Genomic DNA, 21,299 nt, shown 5'->3' on the forward strand with positions numbered 1-21,299 from the left:
CCGCCCCAGACCCATCAACGGAGACGTGCCATGACCAGCGACCCCACCGATCTGCCGCTCACCCCCGACCCGGAACACCGCAAATTCCTGCTCGACCCCTACAAAAGCTGGTCCGAGGGTGAAGGCATCCCGATCCACCTCGATTTCGGGCACAACCTGCTGCATCTGGAAACGGCGGCATGGGACCGCTACGACGCCAAGGGCTGTTTCGCGCATACGCGCGGCATGGGCGATTTCATGGCAAATTACGTGCTGGAGGTGGAGCCGGGGAAAAAGACCCGCCCGGTGCGGCATATCTATGAGGCGTTCATTTTCGTGCTGTCGGGCTATGGGTCCACGATCGTCTGGTTGCCGGGGGGGCAGACGCGCACCTTCGAATGGGGGCCAAAGGCGCTGTTCGCCATTCCGCTGAACTGCCGCTACCAGATCTTGAACGCCTCGGGCACCGAGCCTGCGCGGCTGTCAGTCACCAACAACGCGCCCCTGACCATCAACCTGTTTCACAATCTGGATTTCGTGTTTGAAAACAGCTTTGAATTTGCCGACCGCGTGGGCGACCCGCAGCATTTTGAAGGCGGCGGAAACCTGTATTCCTACAGCCGCGATTCACTGACCAAGGTGCAGAACATCTGGGAAACCAATTTTATCAACGACCTGTCGAAGGTGAAACTCTATGCCTTCGAGGGCAGGGGCAAAGGGTCTACCAACGTCAACTTTGCGCTGGCCGATGGCACGGTGCATGCCCATGTGTCGCAGATGCCGGTTGGCCGCTACAAGAAGGCGCATCGGCATGCGGCGGGCACCCATGTCCATGCCATTGACGGCACAGGCTATTCGCTCTTGTGGTTCGAGGGGGATGAGGAATTCGTGGAAATTCCGTGGGAGCATGGCTTCATGTATACCCCGCCGTTCTGGATGTATCACCAGCACTTCAACACCTGCGATCAGCCTGCCCGCTATTTTGCATGCAGCCTGGGCAGCCGCCGCTACCCGTTCATCGCGTTGCGCCGCAAAAGTGCCGAAGGTGGCGGGGCTTTGTCCGTCAAGAAGGGCGGACGGCAGATCGAATACGAGGATCAGGACGACCGCGTGCACCGCAAATATCTGGAGGAACTGCAGAAAACCGGCGTCCCTTCGGAAATGGGCGATGTGTTTGATGAGCCTGCCATTCTGGCCCTGCCGCCGGAAAGCCTGACAGGCGTGATAAAAACCCCGGTGTCAGTAGGCCCCGCCGTCTGAACGCGTTTGGAATGAACAGCCATGCATGACCTAGATTTCAACCATCAGCACGAGGCCGCCCTGTCGGATGCCGAACGGCTGGCCATCGCACAGGCGATATGGGAGCAGGAAACCGTCGACATGCTGACGGTCGGCATCGACATCGGCAGTTCGACCACGCATCTGCTGTTCGCCCGCGTCATCCTGCGGCGCGAACAGCATGAACTTTCCAGTCGATTTGTGGTGGTGGAACGCCGCATCGTCTGGCGCAGCCCGATCATGCTGACGCCTTTCCTGCCTGATGGAACGATTGATGCCCATGCGCTGCGGCACTTCTTTCACGACAGCTATCACGATGCGGGCTTTGCGCCCGGTGATGTGGATTCCGGCGCGGTGATCCTGACGGGTGAGGCGATCAAGCGCACCAATGCCCGGCTGATCGACGAGATTTTTGCAGCCGAGTCGGGAAAGTTTGTCTGTGCCACGGCCGGGCACAAGCTGGAATGCATTTTGGCGGCGCATGGGTCGGGGGCGACTGCGCTGTCGGCGAAGCGTGGCGGTGTCAGCCTGCATGTGGACATCGGCGGCGGCACGACCAAACTCGCGTTGCTGCGCAATGGCGAGATTACCAGCGTGGCTGCCTTTGCCGTGGGCGGGCGGTTGTTGGCGCAAGACGCCGCTGGCGAATGGACGCGCATCGACGATTCGGCGCGGCTGGTGGCGCAGTCGCTGGGCATCGCGGCGGAACCCGCGCAGATGGCTGACCCGGCACAGCGCCAGCGCATTGCCGCGCGGCTGGCCGATCTGCTGTTTGACCAGATCACCGGCGCGCCGCTGGATGACCTTGGTCGCGCGCTGCAACTGACTGAACCGCTTGACCGCAGCCTGACGCCGGATTTCATCACCTTTTCCGGCGGTGTGTCGGAATATGTCTATGGCTATGAAGCCAATGACTACGGCGACATCGCCCGGCCTTTGGCCGACGCGCTGACCAAGCGGCTGGCAAATCTGACTGTGCCGGTGGTGGACGCAGGCCAGCGCATCCGGGCCACGGTGATCGGGGCGTCACAGTTCACCGTGCAGGTCAGCGGCAAGACCCTGCACCTGACCACGCCCGATGCCCTGCCAAAGCGCAACATTCCTGTCGTGCATCTGGGCCAGCCCTTGCCGGAGGAGCTTGACCCGGTGGTGTTGGCCGCCGCCTTTCGCCAGCGTGCCGATGTTCAGGATTGCGATCTGTCAGCCCCGCTGGCGCTGGCTTTCGACTGGTCGGGCATACCGGAATATCCGCGTCTGCGGGCGATGGCCGAGGCTATTCTGCTGGTCGCGGGCCAAAGCCGCCAGCATCTGCTGGCCGTGGTCATCGAGGGTGACGTGGGCCAAAGCATCGGGCGCATCATCGAACGCGAACTGGGCTTTGCGGGCAATCTTGTATGTCTGGACGGGGTGCAGCTGAAAGACCTTGATTTCATTGATATCGGGCAATTGATGGACCCGCCGGGCGTGGTGCCGGTGGTGATCAAGTCACTTTTGTTTTCCTGATTGGTCACGGCATGCCGGACAATGAAAAACGCGCCCAGGTTTTCCCGGGCGCGTTTTCCTTTGCAACAGGTCGCGTCAGCCGACCGCGATGGCCAGCCCGCCAAACATCGTGGCCAGCCCCAGGCCGCGCAGAACCAGCGCCCCCTTGGCTGCGGCCAGGCGGGTCAACAGGCCCCGGCCCAGCATGATGCCCGCACCATGCAGCGCAGCGGTGGCAACGGCGAAGCCCGCAGCGTAGGCCAGCGCGCCCGCGCCACCCATCTCGCCGCCATGGGCAAAGCCGTGGAACAGCCCGAACGCCGCGACAACCGCTGCCATGGCCGGCACCGGCAGACGCAGGGCAGCCGCAACCACCGCACCCAGCACGATGACCGAGGCCAGAATGGTCGGCTCGACCAGCGGCAGCGGCAGGCCGACCAGAGCCAGCACAAACCCGGCCAGCATCGCGCCCACAAAGGCCAGCGGCAGGGCATAAAGCGCCTGCCCGCCACGGGTCGCGGCCAAAAGCCCGACAGCCACCATCGCAAGCAGATGGTCGGCACCAAACAGCGGGTGGGTGGCCCCTGCCATCAGCGATCCGTGTTCGGCAGGGTCAAGGTGGGCCAGTGCGGGCGTCGCAAGCAGCAGGGCCGGAAGGGTGGCCAACAGGCGTTTCATCTTCGCTTCTCCTTTGGGTGTGGCGCCGGCATCGGCTTTGATCCCCGGATCATACCGGCAGAGCGGCGGCGGGCAATCAAAAATGGAACCATGTTCTGCATAAAGGAACATTGGCGGCCCCGCGCGTCAGCCCGGGTTGCGCAGATACTGCCGGATGGTCTCGGCAGTCAGCACCGCCCCCGCTTCATACTCCGGCGCATCCTCGATCTGCTCCAGATCGTTCAGGCCCGAGTATTTGAAGATGCGGTTGGTCGAAGAAATCAGCCGCGCCGGGCGCGCGGGATCGGCGTTGAAGTGCTGGTGGATCGTGTTCGGCGGAATGTAGATCACATCGCCGGCTTCCCAGTCAAACCGCTGCACAAGATCCTGCGGTTTCCAGAAATACTCATCAGTGATCTCCACATCGCAATCCTGATGCAGGTCATAGCCGCTGCCTTCCAGCACATACAGGCATTCCTCGGCCAGATGGCGGTGCTTGCCGGATCGGCTGCCGGGCGGAATGATCTGCATATAGGCATCGACCGTTTCCATGCGGGTGTTCATCGCCTCGTTGATCAGGTGCTTCAACAGGCCCTGACGTGCCATTTCCCAAGGCATTTCATCGGGCCGCACCACCTTTTTGCGCAGGGCATTGCGGGCGGGCGCGGTTGCCGCATCATCCAGCAGCGCCTGATACAGCGGCTGGTTGGCGTCACCGGCGATCCAGCTGCGGGTTTCATCCCATGCCATGTCAGTAACCCCCCTCGGGATGGTTGAAATCGGCCTCTTCCTCGCGCGCCGCGAAACCTTCGCCTCCGGGGGCGGGTGTGGTGTGGCGCGGTTCCACCGTTTTCTGGAACAGCATGTTCATGAACAGATACATGGGCTTGGTCTTGATCACCAAGGCGCGCGCCGGTTTGGTGTCTGACGCGTTGAAATGCTGGTGCACGCAATTGTTGTGCACGATCGCCACATCCCCGGCCTTCCAGTCGTAGCGGATGTTGTCATGCACCTCATAGCCTTCGCCATCCAGAATGTAGAAGGCCGCCTCGTTCACATGGCCATGTTTCTGGCTTTTGCCGCCGGGGCCATATTCCTCCAGATGCAGGTGAAAGGTCTGGGTGATGCCGTCTTTCGGTTCGACATAGTGGCGGCTGTAGGCCTGCGGGCCATCGACAAACTTGATCTCGCTGGCCTTGCGCACGCGCGGCATGGCGCGCAGCCGTGCCAGCTCGTCGGTCAGGTTGTAGGCCCCCTGAATGGCGCGCACAAAGATGCGGTCCTTCTTGGAATGGTAATAGCCTGCGGGCCCTGCACTTTCGGGCGGGGCGTCTTTTGCGTCGGTCATGGCTGTGTCCTCCCTGGTGCGACAGCTAGCATGAGTCCGAATATGGAACAACTTTCTTTGATGCGGAACGTCCGCCATGCGGAACACCGGGCGGTGGCCGCCCCCGATCAGCATTTATTAGCTGGCAGCGTCCAGAATATAACTCTTACTTTGCTGCCCCAAAACCAACAGGCTGCATGGGGGAGAGTGTGGCCCGCAGACCGTTCAGGCTGTTGGCCACACGACGGGAGGAAGAAAAGACATGGAATTTATGCTTGTCGCTGCGGGCGAGGCATTCCTGCAGCTCATGAGCCTGGAGCGGATGGGATGGCTGGCCGTTGGCGTGTTCGTCGGGCTGATCATCGGCATCATCCCGGGCCTTGGCGGGGTTTCGGCGCTGGCGCTGCTGCTGCCCTTCACCTTCGGGATGGACCCTTACTCGGCCATTGCCCTGCTGCTGGGGATGGGGGCTGTCACCACGACGGGCGATTCGATCCCCGCAATCCTGTTCGGGGTGCCAGGCACGTCGGCAGCACAGGCCACCTGCATCGACGGCTATGCCATGGCCAAGAAGGGCGAGGCGGGGCGGGCGCTGTCGGCCGCCTACACGGCGTCGATGATCGGCGGCATCTTCGGCGCGTTCGTTCTGGGCATCTCGATACCGATCCTGCGGCCGATCATGTTGCAGATCGGTGCGCCGGAACTGCTGGCCTTTTCGGTCTTTGGCATTTCGATGGTGGCGGTCCTGTCTGGCCGCGCCCCGCTGATCGGTGTCGCGGTCGCGGGCATGGGCGTGATGCTGGCGATGATCGGCAGCGACCCGCAGGGCGGTGAGCTGCGCTGGACACTGGGCACGCTTTACCTGTTTGACGGGATGCCCCTTCTGCCATTTGCTTTGGGGGTTTTTGCCCTGCCCGAACTGGTGGATTTGGCGATAAAGCGCACATCCGTTTCGCAGGTGCAGAAGTTCAACGTGCGCGAGGGCATGTGGCAGGGCGTGAAGGACACATTTAGCCACAAATGGCTGATCTTCAAGTGTTCCACCCTGGGCACCATCGTTGGCGCCATCCCCGGGCTCGGGTCCAGCGTGGTGGATTGGTTCGCCTATGGCTTTGCCGCGCGCACCGAAAAGGATGCCAAACTGACCTTTGGCACGGGCGATGTGCGCGGTGTTCTGGCACCCGAAAGCGCCGCCAACGCCAAAGAGGGCGGCAGCCTTGTGCCGACCATCGCCTTTGGCGTTCCCGGCAGCGCCAGCATGGCGATCCTGTTGGGGGCCTTCATGATCCACGGCCTGCAACCGGGGCCGGAAATGGTGACAAAGAACCTCGACATCACCTATGCGATGGTGTGGAGCATCGCCCTGGCCAACATTCTGGGCGCGGGCACCTGTTTTCTGCTCAGCGGCCAGTTTGCCAAGATTGCGACCCTGCGCTGGACGCTGACCCTGCCGCTGATCATGTCGGTGCTGATGATCGGCGCCTATCAGGGCCAGGGCGCATGGGGCGACCTTTACACCCTGCTGATCTTTGGCGTCATCGGCTGGGTGATGAAGCAGATGAAATGGCCGCGCCCGCCGCTGATCCTGGGGTTCGTGCTGGGTGATCTGATCGAACGCTACATGTTCATCTCGACCATGCGCTATGGCACGGACTGGCTGTTCAAGCCGCTGGTGGTGATCTTGTTGACCCTGTCTGTGATCGGGCTGTTCCGCCCGGCGGTGGAAGAATATCTGCGCAAGCGCCGGTTGGGTGTGCCCCCCCGTGGCATCCAGCCGCTGAAGCTGGTGCCCGGCGACGCCATGCACATGGTGCTGATCGTGGTCATCTGCTGGATGCTGTGGCAGGCCACGCTGTTCAATGACTTTGAATCGCAGGTGGCACCCTTTGTGGTGGGCGGCATTGCGCTGACGCTGATCAGCATCAGCTTTGCCAACCGCATCCTGCGCCGCCCGGATGAGGCACCTGCCGACGATGGCGCACCCATGCACATGGACATGGTGTTTGACGGTGATCAGCCGCGTTCGGTGGTGCTGCGGCGCGCGGCGACATTCTTTGGCTGGCTGATCGGGTTCATGCTGTCGATGGCGGTGTTCGGTTATCTGCCGACTGTGCCGGTGTTCATCCTGGCCTTCATGTGGTCGGAAAACCGCGAGGCCCTGAGCTTGCGCATCAAGATGGCCGTGGGTGTGACGCTGTTCCTTTATGTGATGTTCGAGGCGGTTCTTGGCATTCGCTGGCCAGACAGCGTGATCGGCGGCTGGTTCCCGTCACTCGCGGCCTTGATCCCTTCGATGTAGCGGCAACGTCCGGGCCGGATGAGCATCATCCGGCCCCGCACAGCAGGCGGGCCACATCCCTTCTTCAAATCCGTGGCCCGCCTCACATCACCCTGCCGTGGCGTGCCGCATTGGCAAAGCCGTAGTCGCAGACCAAGACCAAAGTCATTCCCTGAAGGTTGTGACTGACTGCCACAGACGGCAGTTCTGGCCCGCAAGAACGCCATGTCCGGCACTGTATCGGCGTGTCGCGCCATCTTGCGGTGCGCGACGGCAATGGTGCGGCTTTCATGCGCTTTTGTGCAGACCGGTTCCGCCCCTTCACCCTGTCTGCGGAATGATGCCGCCTTTCCAGGCCCGGTTCCGCAGGCCATCGGTCCTGCCTTCGAGCTGCTGGTTGTCATGCGTATCCGCCTGGTCAGACGGGGGTTCATCGCGGTGCGTTTCGTTCCGGTATGGACAAGTTTCGCCCCGGGGTGCAGAAAGGGCGGTGGCGGAAATGGCGGCAATCGGGGCGCTTCGGACAATGACGCAGCAACCTACCCTTGTCGCCGACATCGGCCTGCTGATCTATCCCGGCTGTGCGCTGGCGGCGGTTTATGGGCTGACTGACCTGTTCCGGATCGCCGAAGACTGGACGGGTGATCAGGCGCGTGCGATCCGCGTCTCGCATTGGCAGGCAGACAACGCGGGCGTCACCTGCGTCTGGGGCAGCCACCCCGGCACCGCGCATCGGCTGACCCACATCATCGCCCCGCCCAGCATCGTCATGCCCGAACGGATGGCCCCCGCGCCTGCGGCGGCAGCCTGGCTGCGGGTCCATCATGCGGCCGGGGCCACCCTGTGTTCGGTTTGCGCCGGGGCTTTCGTGCTGGCGGAAACCGGGCTGATCGACGGGCGGCGCGCGACGACGCACTGGGCCTTTGCCCGGCAGCTTGCGCAGCGCTTTCCCAAGGTGCAACTCGCAGACGAGCACATGGTGGTGGATGACGGCGACATCATGACGGCGGGCGGCATCCTCGCCTGGGCTGATCTGGGGCTCACGTTGGTCGGCCGCCTGCTTGGCCCCGCCACGATGCTGGCCACCGCGCGGTTCCTGCTGATCGAGCCGCCGCGGTCCAGCCAGCGGCCTTTTGCCCAGTTCATCCCACGCTTTGACCATGGCGACGATGCCATCCGCGCCAGCCAGCACCACATCCACGCCCATGCTGCAACGCTGCAGGGGGTGGCCGATCTCGCCGATCAGGCGGGGATGACGGCGCGCACCTTTCTGCGCCGGTTCAGTGCGGCGACAGGGCTGACCCCGGTCGAATATCTGCAACAGGTCCGCATCGCCAAGGCGCGCGAGGCGCTGGAGCGTTCGCTGACCCCGGTGGACCGCATCGCCTGGGATGTCGGCTATTCCGACCCGGCAGCGTTCCGCAAGCTGTTCCAGAAGCTGACCGGACTGCCCCCCGCAGCCTATCGCCAGCAATTCGGCATCGCTGGATGAGGCGCGGTGGGTGCCTTTGCGGCACCCGCCCTTGCCGCCGCATTGCAGGGGCAAGAACCGCCCTTGCCGCGCGTCAGGGCGCGAAAACAAAAATACCCTACTGCCACATGTCCCGGCCCGGGCGATCACCGGGAAAATGCTGCCAGCCGATCTGTCGGCTTTGCCACGGCTGAGCCCGCAAGCTGCGCCGCGGCCGTCGCGCCTTCGTGACCTTCCTCCAGATGCTGTGAATGCCAGACCTTGTTCTTGCGGCCCGATGCCCTGTGGCCATAGCCGCCCGCCGCTCGACCCCGCCCGCGAAAATCCGGCATGGCAACCCAGGCTGCGTCTTGCAGAAGGCCACGCCGGTTCACAAAGACGGGTCTTTCACTAGCGCGCTTGTGATTGCTATATTTGATGGATTTGATAATTTATATTGAATTTGAAACTTGGCTTGGATAGTGGGTGGCCACGTATCAGGCCAGCAGGAAAGACCAATGGAACAGATTGCACAGAAGATGACCGGCGCATCCGCCGGACGCGATGCCCATGACTTCGACTTCATTGTTTGCGGAGCAGGCTCCAGCGGATCGGTCGTGGCGGCACGGTTGGCCCAGGATGGGCAGGCGCGCGTGCTATTGCTGGAGGCCGGTGGCGATGACGTCGACAGCAGGGTAACGGACCCCGCGCAATGGCCGCTCAATCTTGGCAGCGAACGCGACTGGGGTTTCGTCGGTCAGCCTGCACCGGGGCTGGCCGGTCGGCGCCTTCCTCTGAGCATGGGCAAGGGGCTGGGCGGCGGGTCCAGCATCAATGTCATGGTATGGGCGCGTGGCCACAAGGAGGATTGGAACCATTTCGCGGCCGAGGCGGGTGACGAAAGGTGGGGCTACGAGTCGGTGCTTGGCTACTACCGCCGGATCGAAGACTGGCGCGGCGCACCAGACCCAGTGCGCCGGGGCAGCGGTGGCCCGGTGCATGTCGCGCAACCGGATGCACCCCAGCCCATTGCACAGACGCTGGTCACGGCCGCCGGTCTTGCGGGAATTCCGGTTTTCGACAGCCCGAACGGTGAAATGATGGAAAGCGACGGCGGGGCCGCCATTGCGGAACTGCGCATAAACGGCGGCCAACGGGAATCGGTGTTCCGGTCTTATGTCGCGCCGATGCTGGCGCATCCGAACCTGACGGTTCTGACCGATGCGCTGGTGACGGGGCTGGTGTTTGCCGGCAGGAAAGTGGTCGGCGTTGATGCTGTGGTGCGCGGTGAACCCCGGCGTTTCCACGCGCGCTGTGAAACCGTCCTGTCGCTGGGTGCCGTGCATACGCCAAAGGTTCTGATGCAATCCGGCATCGGACACCGGGACGAGTTGCACGCCCATGGCATTTCCGTCATCCAGCATCTGCCCGGCGTCGGCCAGAATCATCAGGACCACATCGCCTTTGGCTGCACCTGGGCCTATCACGCGCCGCAAGGGGTTGGAGGTGGCGGCTGCGAAGCGGCGCTTTACTGGAAAAGCGATTCCCGCCTGAACCATCCTGATATCCTGCAATGCCAGCTTGAATTCCCGGTGCCTGCGCCGGCAGAGGCCGGGATCGCCACACCCGAACATGGCTGGACGATGTTTGCCGGCCTGGCCCAGCCGAAAAGCCGCGGGCGGCTACGGCTGTCCGGGCCGGATGCGCGTGATCCGGTCCTGATCGAGCCGAACTCGCTCAGCGAACCCGAAGATGTTGCTGCCGCACTGGCCGCTGTGGAACTGTGCCGCGAGGTTGGCAACAGCGCGGCCTTCGCGCCGCTGGTGCGCGGCGAAGCGGCCCCCGGCCCGCGGGATAAGTCTGGCATGATCGACTTCATCCGCAAGTCGGCGGTCACCTACTGGCACCAATCCTGCACCGCAATGATGGGGCGCGACAGCATGGCGGTCGTGGACAACGAGTTGCGGGTCTATGGCGTCGAAGGTCTTCGCATCGCTGACGCCTCGATCATGCCGCGGATCCCCGTCGGAAACACCATGGCCCCCTGTGTTGTCATCGGCGAGCGGGCGGCGGATCTGATCCGCCTGGCGCATGGCCTGTCGTCCGCGCATGGCATCGGGAATCCGGTGCGCGTCTGACAACACGGCCCGGCCATTCCGGCTGATCCCAGCGTGGCGACGGATGGCGTCACGCTGATTTTCACCCCCCGCCACAGCGCAGTCGCAGGCCGACCGCAGGGTTTTACATCACAGAAAGGAAGACAGAATGTTGACGGATGATCGCGTCGTGCCGGTGATTGCGGCAGCAGACATTGAACGGGATGCCCACGCCGCTTTCCGGCGCTACCGCGCAACCCACCCCTTTGCCATTCTCGAGACAGGTGGCCATGTCGTGCTGCGGCACGAGGATGTCACCCGCCTATCGCGGGATCCCAGGCTGCAGGCAACCGAAACCGCCATTCCGGCTCAGGGCGGTGTGACCGCGGGGCCGCTGTTCGATATTTTCCAGCATGGGATGCTGACCGCGAATGGGCAGGCTCACGGACGGCGCCGGACACCCATGTCGCGCGCATTGGCAGCCCAGGCGATCGACGATTTCCGTCCGGCCGTCCGGGTGGCGGCAGAATCGCTGATCGAAGGGTGCCATCGCGACGGCAGCATTGAGCTGGCAAGCGGTTTCGCGGCCAGACTGCCGGTTCTGGCACTTGCCGCGATGTTCGGGCTTCCTGACCAGGAGGTTCCGGAATTCATCCAAGATATCAATGAAATGAACGAGTTCTTTCGCCCGAATGCCACTGCGAGGGGGATGGCCGATGCCGAACTGGCTGCTGCCAAGGTTCAGTATTCCCTCAAGAAACTGATCGCCCGGAAATGGGTGGGTCAGGCTGACGATTTCCTGTCGCAGTATCTGGCGCTTGCCGAAGGCTATCAGCAGCTTTCGGGCATGGAGATCCTTATCCAGATCGTTCAACTGATCATCGGCGGCACTGAATCGGTGCAGACCGCATTGGTGGCGCAGACCGCAAATCTGCTTTTGAACCGATCGCAATGGATGGCGGTGTGCGATGACCCAACGCTGGTGCCGGCGGCAGTCTCTGAATCGCTGCGTTTCGAACCGGGGATCGCAGGCGTTGTCAGGGTGTCCACCGAAGACATCGACATTGATCGCTGGACCCTGCCCGCCGGGCAACTGGTGATCCTGTCCTCGATGTCGGCTTTGCGGGACGAGCGCGTTTTCAGCCGGCCGGATGACTTCAACATTTTCCGCACCGAACTTGCGGCCTCCAATCTCGCCTTCGGCGGTGGCCCGCACAAATGCGTGGCCGAAGCGTTCGGGCGGGCAGAGCTGGAGGTGGGGTTGAGTGTGCTGGCAGAGCGGCTTCCCGGTCTGACGCTGGACAGCCGCCCGGCCTTCTCGGGCCATGTCTTTGTCCGCAGGACAACGGAATGCCGGGTCAGCTGGCAAAGCTGAACACCGCCAATGCCGAACATGATTTTGCGGGGGAACTGCCCCATCTGTGCGGCCTTGCTTGGCCGCACAGGCGCCACTTCAGCGAGAAGCGTGAACACAGATGCGAATACTTGTCGTAGGTGCCGGCCTTGCGGGGCTGGCAACATGCCGCGCGCTTTCGCTGCGCGGATTTGATGCCACAATTGTTGAACGAAGCACGTTTCCCGGCAGCGGCGGCGCAGGGCTGTTCCTGCCCGGCAATGCTGTGCGCGCCGCAGGGGAGCTGGGATTGCTTGCTGGCGTGCTGGCGAATTCGCAGCCAATCCGGCAGCAGCGCTTTTGCGATGAGACGGGCCAGTTGCTCAACATCGTCGACACCGATGATTTCTGGCGTGACGTCGGACCTTGCAGGGCGATGAAACGGTCCGCGATGTGGGATCTGTTGTGCAGCAGCGTGGGTGCCGAAAAGATCCGGAACCACCGGGTCGCGACGTTGACAAACCGTGCCGACGGTTGCGATGTCCACTTTGAGGACGGCGAAACCGCCGCATACGATCTGGTGATCGGCGCGGATGGCGTGAACTCCACCGTGCGGCGCGCCGCTTTTCCCGATGCGCCTTTGCCTGTTTATGTCGGAAACCTGTGCTGGCGCATGGTGGTGCCCAACGTCTGCCGGATCAGCAGTTGGACAGTCAGCCTGGCGACCGATAGAAGCTTGCTCGGGATTCCCGTATCGGCGACAGAGCTTTATCTTTACGCCGACCTCGCCGCCGATGAATCAGCAATCGCACCCTGTTCCGCGTCAACCGCGCTGGTGTCGCTGTTTGGTGACATGGCGGGGCCGCTGTCGCCAGCACTTCAACTTTCGGCAAACGCAGACATGCATTTCGGTGCCTTGATGCGGCTGCGCATGGATGCGGTCCATCGAAACCGCGTCGTGCTTGTCGGCGATGCCGCACACGCATCGCCGCCCAGCATGGCACAGGGCGCAGCCATGGCGTTTGAAGATGCCCTCGTGCTTGCCGACGAACTGGCACATGCCAACGACATCAAGACCGCGCTCGCGCGTCACGAGGCCAGACGGAAACCGCGTGTAGACTGGGTGCATCGTCAGACATCCGTGCGCGACAGGATGCGCCGCTTGCCGCGGGCGATCAGAAACCTGTTGCTGGCCTATGGTGGAAACAGCCTTTACCAGCGGTCCTACCACCACCTCACAGCGCCAATCTGACGGGATCTGAAAGGAAAGCGCGACATGGGTGCCTTGCGACCCGTGCAGCCTGCCGGACCGCAACCCACCAGGCGGTTGCGTTTTGTTGCAACTGCGGCACTTCTTCCTATATCTGCGCCTGCAAGGGTGGACCACGATGTGAAAGATGTTCTGACGACGGCAAACGCGGCGGAATTGTTGGGTGTGTCAACGCGCACGGCCCAGTTGTGGGTGGAAAGCGGCCAACTTCCTTCCTGGAAGACACCCGGCGGCCACCGCCGCATACCGCGACAAGCCGTGCTGGACCTGATCGAAACCTCTACTTCCGAGGCTCCGGTCATGCAGGCCCGTGCGATTGTTCTTGCCGGTGACGGCCGGGGAGATGAATGGCGTCTTGCGGGTCTTCCCGGAACGGGTTTGCTGGTCGCTGTCTCGGAAGACATTGCGACGGTCCAGGGGTGGATTGCCGCCATACCGCCGATGCTGTTGATCATCGAAAACACCGACGACGGGCCGCGCAAGAAGCTGGCTTTGGCCGTCGAAAAGGATGGGCGGTTTGGCAGGACGACCATCATCAGCGTGGCGCCGCGCAATGCGGCTGATCCTGTGGCCACCGGTGCGAACCGCGTCCGGGCCAAAATGCTGCCTGACACCGCCGCGACTGCCGCTGCGATTGTCGCATACCTCAGATCAGCCGGGCATGGGCTTGCGAAACCTCTCGCTTTCGCGACCCCATGGAATGAACCCGCGCGGTTGGAGGCCGTTGCTCGATCCGGCCTCGTCGGGTCTGCGCCGGATGTCGCATTCGACCGCCTTGTGCGGCTGGCAGCGCATGCGACCCACGCCCCGATTGCGATGTTCACGCTGATCACGCAATCCGAACAATGGTTCAGATCCCGCATCGGTTTCGACGGCGAGGCCACACCACGGGACTGGGCCTTCTGCAACGAGACACTTGTTGCCAACGAGTTTACCGTCCTCGAAGATCTCACAAAACTTGCCAGTCAGGCACAAAATCCGACGCTGTCCGAACCACATGGCTTCCGGTTTTACGCCGGTGCCCCGGTTCGCGATCCGCTGGGTTTTGTTCTGGGGTCGATCTGCATCATCGACGTTGTGCCAAGAGCGCTCGATCAATCCGAACGCGAGGCCATGATCACGATCGCTGACGCCGCTTCCAATCTGATCCACAACCGGATTTTGCTTCACGGGTCGCAAGACCTGCGCGGGATGGCGCAGTAGATCCTTGCCGTGGACCGATCAAGACAATGATCGGCAGCCACAAGGAGCGGCGCTGCATCGCAACCCGGCATGGCCAATGCACACGAAAACTCATCGCAGCTTTCGCCCTGGTGGCAGTTGTCATGTTTCGGCCTTGACGCCCTGTGAGGCTGTTGGTCAGGCTAGGATGGCCAAGTTCAGGCCGGGCCGCATGTCTGATCATAACGCTCCACCAACGCCTGCACCTCGGCAAAACGGGCCTGAACGCCGGGGATTTCAAGTGGTTGATAGCGAAACAGGGTTTGCCCTTCACGATTGCCTATGGTGAGTGTCAAGCCCTGGCCGAAACGCGACCACAGTTGGTGCCATGCAAACAGTTCTGCCACATCTTCTCCCATCGCGGCCGTCGCATAGAGCGACACGAACGGGCTCATTTGCAGCGACCGGTAGATTTTTGGGGCGCGGCTCAACGGGATCGGCGGCTGCGAACGAAATATGGTCCTCGCATATGGGGCAGAAGAATACGGTTCGGCAAGGCTGCGCAGATCTGTCCAGATCCCGGCACGCAAAGGATCTGTGGCCTCGTCTGTCAGACCCGCAACTTGATCGACAATGTGCGTCGCCTCGTGGAACAAGACATATGTCAGCGCATCACTTTCGCCAGCATCGAATGCAATGTTCACGCCAGATCCGTCATCATGGAACAGGCGTGCTTCCTTGGTGTTCAGAAAAGTTGTGAGATCCTCGTCAAGCAGACTGGCCCGAAAGGTGATGTCAAACCGGGGCGTTGCATCGTCACTGTCCAGCTTGCGCGTCAGGGCGCTGCCTGCCCCGGAGGTGAGGCTCAGAAAACTGATCCGGTTCAGGTGCCGCTGAAGCACCTCGCGGTGCAGGCGCGGCAGACGCGCGAAGGCCAGTCTGATCCTCTCCTCTTCCGACATCGTCAGGTCGTGGGTTGCAATGTTCGACGCGCCAGTCCCCGCGAACATCGCGATCACTTCCGGATCGGCCGGACCCACCCGCGCTTCCAGGGGCGCTGTGTCCGCGCTTCCCAACTCGATACAGACCGGTTCGGCATGGCCGGTCTGCGCAAAGGCCGGGCAAGTGGCACCCTGAAGCACGAGGCTGAAAAGGGCGATGGCGGTCGGTCCGGCGTTCAATGCGTGTTTCCCCCTGCCCTTCTTGTTGTTTCGTCCCGCGCATGGCCGGTGGTCGGGATAGACCAGCCTACTTTGCCTGACTGCCAAGAGTTTGACAGATTTATTGATCAGATACAGCAGCATAGTCCGCATCTGTTCCTGTGGATCCGATCAATTTCCCGGTAGCGGGGCCTCTTTTCACATTGTCAGGCTGGGAAACGTGGCCGGGGTCTGTGATCTTCTGGTCGGGCAGCCAAGCGGCACAGATGCAGGCCACGTCACAACGCCCCCAAAGGCGCGTCCGCTGCAAAATGGCACAGGGCGACGTGGCCAGCCCCCCGCTGCACCATCGGCGGCGCGGTCTCGCACACTGCCCGCGCCGCCGGGCAACGGGTGCGAAAACGACAACCCGAGGGCGGGTTCATCGGGCTTGGCACGTCACCCGACAGCAGGATGCGCCGCCGCGCCTGTTCGTCGTCCGGGTTGGTCAGCGGCACCGCGCTGAGCAGCGCCTGCGTGTAGGGATGCGCGGGCTGGCCATAAAGATCGGCGCTTTGGCCTTCCTCCATGATCTTGCCCAGATACATCACATAGACGCGCTGCGCCGCCAGCCGCACGATGGCAAGGTCATGCGCGATCAGAAGGCAGGCCATGCCAAGGTCATCGCGCAACTTCAGAAACAGGTTCATGACCTGAGCCCGGATCGACACGTCAAGCGAACTGACCGGCTCATCGCAGACCAGCACCTTGGGATCGGCGGCCAGCGCGCGGGCGATGCAGACCCGTTGCCGCTGCCCGCCCGACATTTCGCGGGCATAGCGGTGAACCAACTGCGCCGGCAGGCTGACGGCCGCGAGCAGTTCCAGTACGCGTGCCTGTCGCGCGGCGCGGTTGCCCTCGCCGTTGATGATCAGCGCCTCGTCCAGCGCCTCGCCGACCGTCTGGCGCGGGCTGAGCGACGAGAGGGGATCCTGAAAGATATACTGGATCTCGCGACGGGTGGCCGCGCCTGTCTTGCCGCGCAGCGCCAGCAGGTCTTGACCCTTGAACCGGATGCTGCCCGAACGGGCGCGTTCCAGCCCGACGATCGTGCGGCCCAGGGTGGACTTTCCGCAACCGGACTCGCCCACAAGCCCGACGATTTCGCCCGCGTTCAGGTCTAGCGACACGCCGTCACAGGCCCGGATGTCGGCACCGGTGCGGCTGTCACGGAAATGGGTCTTCAGGTCCGTGACGCGAAGGATGGGTTCTGGCATCTTGCCCCCTCAGATGTTCTGGTTGACAACGACCGGACAGGCCGCAAGGTGGCCCGGAGACGAGCGCGGCACCGATAGCAGCCCGGGCCGGTGGCCCCGGCAATCGGCGCGCACTTCGGCGCAGCGGGGTGCAAAGGCGCAGCCGTCGATCCGATGGGCAAGGTTCGGCGGCTGGCCCGGCAGGCCAACGAATTTTGTATCCATCGGCACGGTCAGCGACGGCACCGATTGCAGAAGGCCGCGCGTATAGGGATGCGCCGGGCCCACCAGCACGTCGCGCACGCTGCCCAGTTCCGACAGCCGTCCCGCATACATGACCGCCACCTTGTCGGCCAGGCCCGACACCACGCCAAAGTCATGCGTGATGATGACAATGGCCATGCCCATCCGCTTTTGCAGGTCTTTCAGCAATTCCACGATCTGCGCCTGCACCGTCACATCCAGCGCCGTGGTGGGTTCATCCGCGATCAACAGGCGCGGCTCGCCCGAGATGCCCATGGCGATGCCAACCCTCTGGCGCTGCCCGCCCGACAGTTCGTGCGGATATTGCTGCATCCGGCTTTTGGGGTCTGGCAGGCCGACCAGTGCAAGCAGTTCGGCGGCGCGGCTTTCGGATTGCGCGGGCGTCAGTCGCAGATTTCGCTCGATCCCTTCGGTCAGTTGACGGCCCACCTTGCGCACGGGGTTCAGCGCCGAAAGCGGGTCTTGAAACACCACACCAATGCCGCTGCCGCGCACCGCTTCCAGTTCAGAGGCCGTCATCTTCAACAGATCGCGCCCTTCGAACCGAACAGATCCCGCCATGTCGGCATCCACGCCGACGGGCAACAGATCCAGCGGCGCCATGTTGAGGATCGTCTTGCCGCTGCCGCTTTCGCCGACGACGGCAAGAACCTCGCCCGCCTCGACGCTGTAGGTCACGCGGTCCACCGGGCGAACGCTGACATTGGGCGTGTGCAGCGTGACGGAAAAGCCGTCCACCTCAAGCGGTGGCGGTGCGGGGTGGGTGGTCCGGATCATGCCTCGACCTCTTTCTTGAAGATGGCCCGGCGCAGCGACAGTTTGCGGCGGCTCATGGCGCGGGGGTTCTTGGCCAGGGCGATGCGTTCGCCCAGCAGGTTGAAGCCGATCACCAGCAGGGTCAGCGCGATACCCGGCAGGATGACCAGACGCGGCGCTTCCTGAATATAGGGCATGGCTGACACCAGCATCTGCCCCCATTCGGCCTGCGGCGGCTGCACGCCCAAGCCAAGGAAGCTGAGGTTGGCAATCGCCAGCGCCAGCAGCCCCGCATCCGCACTGGCATAAACCAGCACCTGCCCCAATGCGACCGGCACCAGATGGCGAAAGATGATCCGCGCCGGGCTGGCCCCCAGCACACGCAGGCTTTCGATATAGGGCTGGCTGACGGCGGCGGCGACGACCCCGCGCGTCAGGCGGGCATAGATCGGCACCCATGCAATCGACAGCGCCAATATCATGTTGGTGTAGCTGGGGCCAAAGACGCCCACAAAGGCCAGTGCCACAAACAGACTGGGGACGGAAAAGCCGAAATCGCAAAAGCGCATCACGATTTCATCCAGCCAGCCGCCGAAATATCCGGCCAGCGTGCCCAGCATCATGCCGATGGTTCCCGCAAGCAACAGCACCGTCACAACGCCGATCAGCGTGGTCTGCGCCCCGGCGATCAGGCGGCTCAGGGTGTCGCGGCCCAGATTGTCGGCCCCCAGCCAATGCTCGGCGCTGAAGGACTGCATGGAATGCGACAGGTTCTGCGCCGCCGGATCATAGGGGCTGATGACCGATCCGAAGATGGCGATGAAGGCGAAGGAGGACACCAACAACAGCGTGGGCCAGCCTACGACGCGAAAGGTGGTGCGAAGCCATGTCATGTCAGGCCCTCTTGGCGCGGCGTTGCAGGGGGTCGGCCATCATGACGATCAGATCGACCATCAGATTTACCAGAATGAACAGGATCGAGAACATCAGCAGGCAGCTTTGAAGCACCGGCAAATCGCGGAAGCGCGCCGCCTCGACAAAATAGGCCCCGATGCCGTTCCACGAAAAGATCGGCTCGATGATCAGCGATGACTGGGTGACAAAGGCGATGTTCATGCCGAATGTGGTCAGGAACACCGGTACGATATTGGGCAGCGCATCGCGGAACAGGATGCGGCGGCGGCCGAAGCCCTTGCTTTTCGCGGTGATGACGTAGGGCTTGCTCATCGCCTCTTCCAGCCCGACGCGGATCAGACGGCTGAGAAGCGCGCCCGGCACGGCCCCCACGGCGATGCATGGCAGGATCCACGACAGCGGCCCGCGAAAGCCGAACGTGGGGAGCATCTGCAATTGCACGCCAAAGATGTAGATCAGCATGGCCGCCAGAAAGAACTTGGGCAGAGACACGTTGAACACGGCAAAGGCGCGGATGATCTGGTCTATAACGCCATTGGGCCACATCGCCCCGGCAAAGCCCAGCGAGACACCCATGACCAGCGTGACAAGGCTGCCGCCAAGGACCAGCACGATCGTCGGCTCCAGCCGCTGGGCCATGGCGGCGGCGACGCTCTCACCTGTGCGCAGCGAACTGCCAAGGTTTCCCTGAAGCACCTCGCCAAGCCAGTGGAAGTAGCGCAGCACAAGCGGGTCGTTCAGCCGGTATTCCTCTGCCACGGCGGCCACGACCTCGTGACTGACAAAGCCGCCACGCATTTCGGCGATCAGGGCGGCCACATTGCCTGGAAAAGCGGCAATGATCATAAAGGAAAAGACCGACGCGATGACGATCAGGATTGCAGCCGAAACTGCGCGGTGGAGGATTGTTCGAAGCATGTTGGTGCAATCCTTGCATCTGCTGGATCATGTGCCCGGGCATTTCACCCGGGCGCAGTCTTCGACGCTTAAAGCGACAGGGTTTTCAGCGGCATCTCGTATTCCGTGGCGGGAATCGCGAAGCTTTTGATCCTGTCACCATGCGCCCAGATCCGGTCACCATGGAACAAGGGCGCAATGGCCCAGTTGTCATGCAGCCAATCCGACACGGCCTGGAACGCGGCGGGCCTGTCCGCCTCGGCAGCACCAAGGGCCGCAAGGATCAGCGGGTCAAGCGCCACGTCCTCGTATATCTTGCCATCGGTGCCCGGAACCACGGTCGACAGGAACATCAGCCCGATGGTGTTGTAGGGATCATAGGGCGCGCCGTTGGTCACGAACAACGACAGGTCATACTTGAACTCGGGAATGTCGCCGTGGCGGGCGGCATGATCGACGTTGCGCAGCGAAAGGCCGATGCCGGCCTCCATGAACCCCGCTTGCAGAACCTCGCCCAGGGCCCGCGATCCGGCCACCGCATCTTCGGAAATCACAAGGTCCACGTCCAGAAGTTTGCCGTCCTTGCTGCGGGTGCCCTCGCCGGTCCAGCCGGCCTCTTCCAGCAGCGCCTTGGCCCGTTCGACATCGCGCGCGGGCACGGCGTGGCGGGTGCCGGAATGGGGGATCACCTCGGGGTAGAGGTTCATCGTGGCCTTGGCATAGCCCTTCATCACCACCTGCGCGATGCCGTCGCGGTCGATCAGCAGGTTGAAGGCCTCGCGCACGCGGATGTCGCGGAACAGGTCGATCCGGGGGTTGAAGCCAAGGATCATCGTGTCGGTGCCGGTTTGGGTGACAACGGTGATGCCGTTGTTGGTCAGCGTCGTGGCTTCCTGCGGGCTGATCGGGGCGATGAATTTGCCCCCGATGGCGTCGATTTCGCCGCCGATGATCGACGAGATGCGGCTCATCCCGTCGGGGATGACGACCAGCGACACCCGGTCAATTTCGGGTTTTGGACCCCAGTAGCCGGGGTTCGGAACCAGATCGGTGCCTTCGGGGCCTTCCTTTTCCACCATCCACGGGCCGGTGCCGACCGGTGCGTTGTAGATGCCTTCACCATCGACCGCATTGGGGCTGAGAAAGCGCACCGGGCGCACATAGCTCAGTTCGGTCAGCGCCGTAGGCGTGGGCTTGGTGAAATGCAGGGCCACAGTCATCGGGTCGATCACCTCGATGCTCTTGAAATTGTTGGCGACCTGAAGCCAGCGGTAGTCCTCTTTCGGCAGCCAGCGTTCCAGGTTCCACGTCATCGACGTGGCATCCCATACCGCCCCATCGGTGAAGGTGACGCCCGGCCGCAGGCGGAAGGTGATGCTGGTGTCATCGGGCGTGACTTCCCAGGATTCCGCAAGCCCGGGCTCGATCGCACCACCGGGGCCGTATTGCACCAGGGGGTCAAAGACCATGTCCTGCACCGCAAAGATGCCGACATAACGCTGCGGGTCCAGATTGCCGCTGGCACGCAGCAGCGGCAGGCGCAGTGTCTTGCTGCCATCCTGCGCCAAAGCGGTCAGCGCCGAAAGGTTTAGCCCCAGCGCGGCAGCAAGCGAGGCCGAGCCTGCAAGTAGGGATCGACGAGAAAGTAGTGTCATGGATTTTTCCTCTGTTGGGGATTGCGACCATTGTGGACGGTCGGATGAAATGGCGGTCTGCGACGCCTTGGTTACTGGGTGTTCTTTTGCCGAAGTGCCGTGCGCG

Annotated in this window: 17 protein-coding genes; 8 read left to right on the forward strand and 9 right to left on the reverse strand. The window is 62.8% G+C overall.

Annotated elements, in window-relative coordinates; genetic code table 11:
* Nucleotides 1-30: 30 nt before the first annotated feature.
* Together GEU84_RS15920 and GEU84_RS15925 are read left to right on the forward strand one after the other, a co-directional pair.
* Entirely contained in the window at nucleotides 31-1,239 is a 1,209-nt protein-coding gene (locus tag GEU84_RS15920) for a cupin domain-containing protein (protein ID WP_152827902.1), read from the forward strand.
* A gap of 21 nt (nucleotides 1,240-1,260) precedes the next feature.
* Nucleotides 1,261-2,760, forward strand: a complete 1,500-nt coding sequence (locus tag GEU84_RS15925) for an ethanolamine ammonia-lyase reactivating factor EutA (protein WP_217438586.1) — start codon at nucleotides 1,261-1,263, stop codon at nucleotides 2,758-2,760.
* Nucleotides 2,761-2,835: 75 nt separating this feature from the next.
* On the opposite strand, the gene GEU84_RS15930 is transcribed toward GEU84_RS15925, so the two are convergent.
* From GEU84_RS15930 to GEU84_RS15940, 3 genes are all read right to left on the reverse strand, one after another.
* A complete protein-coding gene (locus GEU84_RS15930) occupies nucleotides 2,836-3,417 on the reverse strand; it encodes a HupE/UreJ family protein (protein WP_152827904.1) in 582 nt (193 codons plus the stop codon).
* Between the two features lie 126 nt (nucleotides 3,418-3,543).
* Complete coding sequence (locus GEU84_RS15935; protein ID WP_152827906.1) at nucleotides 3,544-4,146, reverse strand: cupin domain-containing protein; 603 nt, start codon at nucleotides 4,144-4,146, stop codon at nucleotides 3,544-3,546.
* A gap of 1 nt (nucleotide 4,147) precedes the next feature.
* A complete protein-coding gene (locus GEU84_RS15940) occupies nucleotides 4,148-4,744 on the reverse strand; it encodes a cupin domain-containing protein (protein ID WP_152827908.1) in 597 nt (198 codons plus the stop codon).
* A 241-nt stretch (nucleotides 4,745-4,985) separates the two neighbouring features.
* Between GEU84_RS15940 and GEU84_RS15945 the strand changes: the two genes are divergently transcribed.
* The 6 genes from GEU84_RS15945 to GEU84_RS15970 all read left to right on the forward strand — a co-directional run bounded on the left by GEU84_RS15945 (nucleotide 4,986) and on the right by GEU84_RS15970 (nucleotide 14,353).
* The gene (locus tag GEU84_RS15945; protein WP_152827910.1) at nucleotides 4,986-7,022 is read left to right on the forward strand and encodes a tripartite tricarboxylate transporter permease; all 2,037 of its coding nucleotides are present in this window, start codon (nucleotides 4,986-4,988) and stop codon (nucleotides 7,020-7,022) included.
* Between the two features lie 505 nt (nucleotides 7,023-7,527).
* Nucleotides 7,528-8,493 carry a GlxA family transcriptional regulator gene (locus tag GEU84_RS15950; RefSeq protein WP_152827912.1) on the forward strand — a complete coding sequence of 322 codons (966 nt, stop codon included), beginning with the start codon at nucleotides 7,528-7,530 and terminating at the stop codon, nucleotides 8,491-8,493.
* Between the two features lie 476 nt (nucleotides 8,494-8,969).
* Nucleotides 8,970-10,589, forward strand: a complete 1,620-nt coding sequence (locus GEU84_RS15955) for a GMC family oxidoreductase (RefSeq protein WP_152827913.1) — start codon at nucleotides 8,970-8,972, stop codon at nucleotides 10,587-10,589.
* 127 nt (nucleotides 10,590-10,716) lie between these two features.
* The gene (locus GEU84_RS15960; protein ID WP_152827916.1) at nucleotides 10,717-11,922 is read left to right on the forward strand and encodes a cytochrome P450; all 1,206 of its coding nucleotides are present in this window, start codon (nucleotides 10,717-10,719) and stop codon (nucleotides 11,920-11,922) included.
* A gap of 100 nt (nucleotides 11,923-12,022) precedes the next feature.
* Nucleotides 12,023-13,132, forward strand: a complete 1,110-nt coding sequence (locus GEU84_RS15965) for an FAD-dependent oxidoreductase (protein ID WP_152827917.1) — start codon at nucleotides 12,023-12,025, stop codon at nucleotides 13,130-13,132.
* 126 nt (nucleotides 13,133-13,258) lie between these two features.
* A complete protein-coding gene (locus tag GEU84_RS15970; protein WP_174539923.1) occupies nucleotides 13,259-14,353 on the forward strand; it encodes a helix-turn-helix domain-containing protein in 1,095 nt (364 codons plus the stop codon).
* Nucleotides 14,354-14,529: 176 nt separating this feature from the next.
* Here the strand turns inward: GEU84_RS15970 and GEU84_RS15975 are convergent, their stop codons facing one another.
* The 6 genes from GEU84_RS15975 to GEU84_RS16000 all read right to left on the reverse strand — a co-directional run bounded on the left by GEU84_RS15975 (nucleotide 14,530) and on the right by GEU84_RS16000 (nucleotide 21,193).
* Entirely contained in the window at nucleotides 14,530-15,615 is a 1,086-nt protein-coding gene (locus tag GEU84_RS15975) for a hypothetical protein (protein ID WP_152827921.1), read from the reverse strand.
* A gap of 134 nt (nucleotides 15,616-15,749) precedes the next feature.
* On the reverse strand, nucleotides 15,750-16,727 hold the full coding sequence (locus tag GEU84_RS15980) for an ABC transporter ATP-binding protein (RefSeq protein WP_152827923.1): 978 nt from the start codon (nucleotides 16,725-16,727) through the stop codon (nucleotides 15,750-15,752).
* 9 nt (nucleotides 16,728-16,736) lie between these two features.
* Nucleotides 16,737-17,747, reverse strand: a complete 1,011-nt coding sequence (locus GEU84_RS15985) for an ABC transporter ATP-binding protein (RefSeq protein WP_152827925.1) — start codon at nucleotides 17,745-17,747, stop codon at nucleotides 16,737-16,739.
* On the reverse strand, nucleotides 17,744-18,619 hold the full coding sequence (locus tag GEU84_RS15990; RefSeq protein ID WP_152827927.1) for an ABC transporter permease: 876 nt from the start codon (nucleotides 18,617-18,619) through the stop codon (nucleotides 17,744-17,746). The genes GEU84_RS15985 and GEU84_RS15990 overlap by 4 nt, the downstream gene beginning before the upstream one ends.
* A gap of 1 nt (nucleotide 18,620) precedes the next feature.
* Nucleotides 18,621-19,559 carry an ABC transporter permease gene (locus GEU84_RS15995; protein WP_152827929.1) on the reverse strand — a complete coding sequence of 313 codons (939 nt, stop codon included), beginning with the start codon at nucleotides 19,557-19,559 and terminating at the stop codon, nucleotides 18,621-18,623.
* Between the two features lie 68 nt (nucleotides 19,560-19,627).
* The gene (locus GEU84_RS16000; RefSeq protein WP_152827931.1) at nucleotides 19,628-21,193 is read right to left on the reverse strand and encodes an ABC transporter substrate-binding protein; all 1,566 of its coding nucleotides are present in this window, start codon (nucleotides 21,191-21,193) and stop codon (nucleotides 19,628-19,630) included.
* Nucleotides 21,194-21,299 lie beyond the last annotated feature (106 nt).

It is taken from the genome of Fertoeibacter niger, from assembly GCF_009380135.2.
Classification (GTDB): domain Bacteria; phylum Pseudomonadota; class Alphaproteobacteria; order Rhodobacterales; family Rhodobacteraceae; genus Fertoeibacter; species Fertoeibacter niger.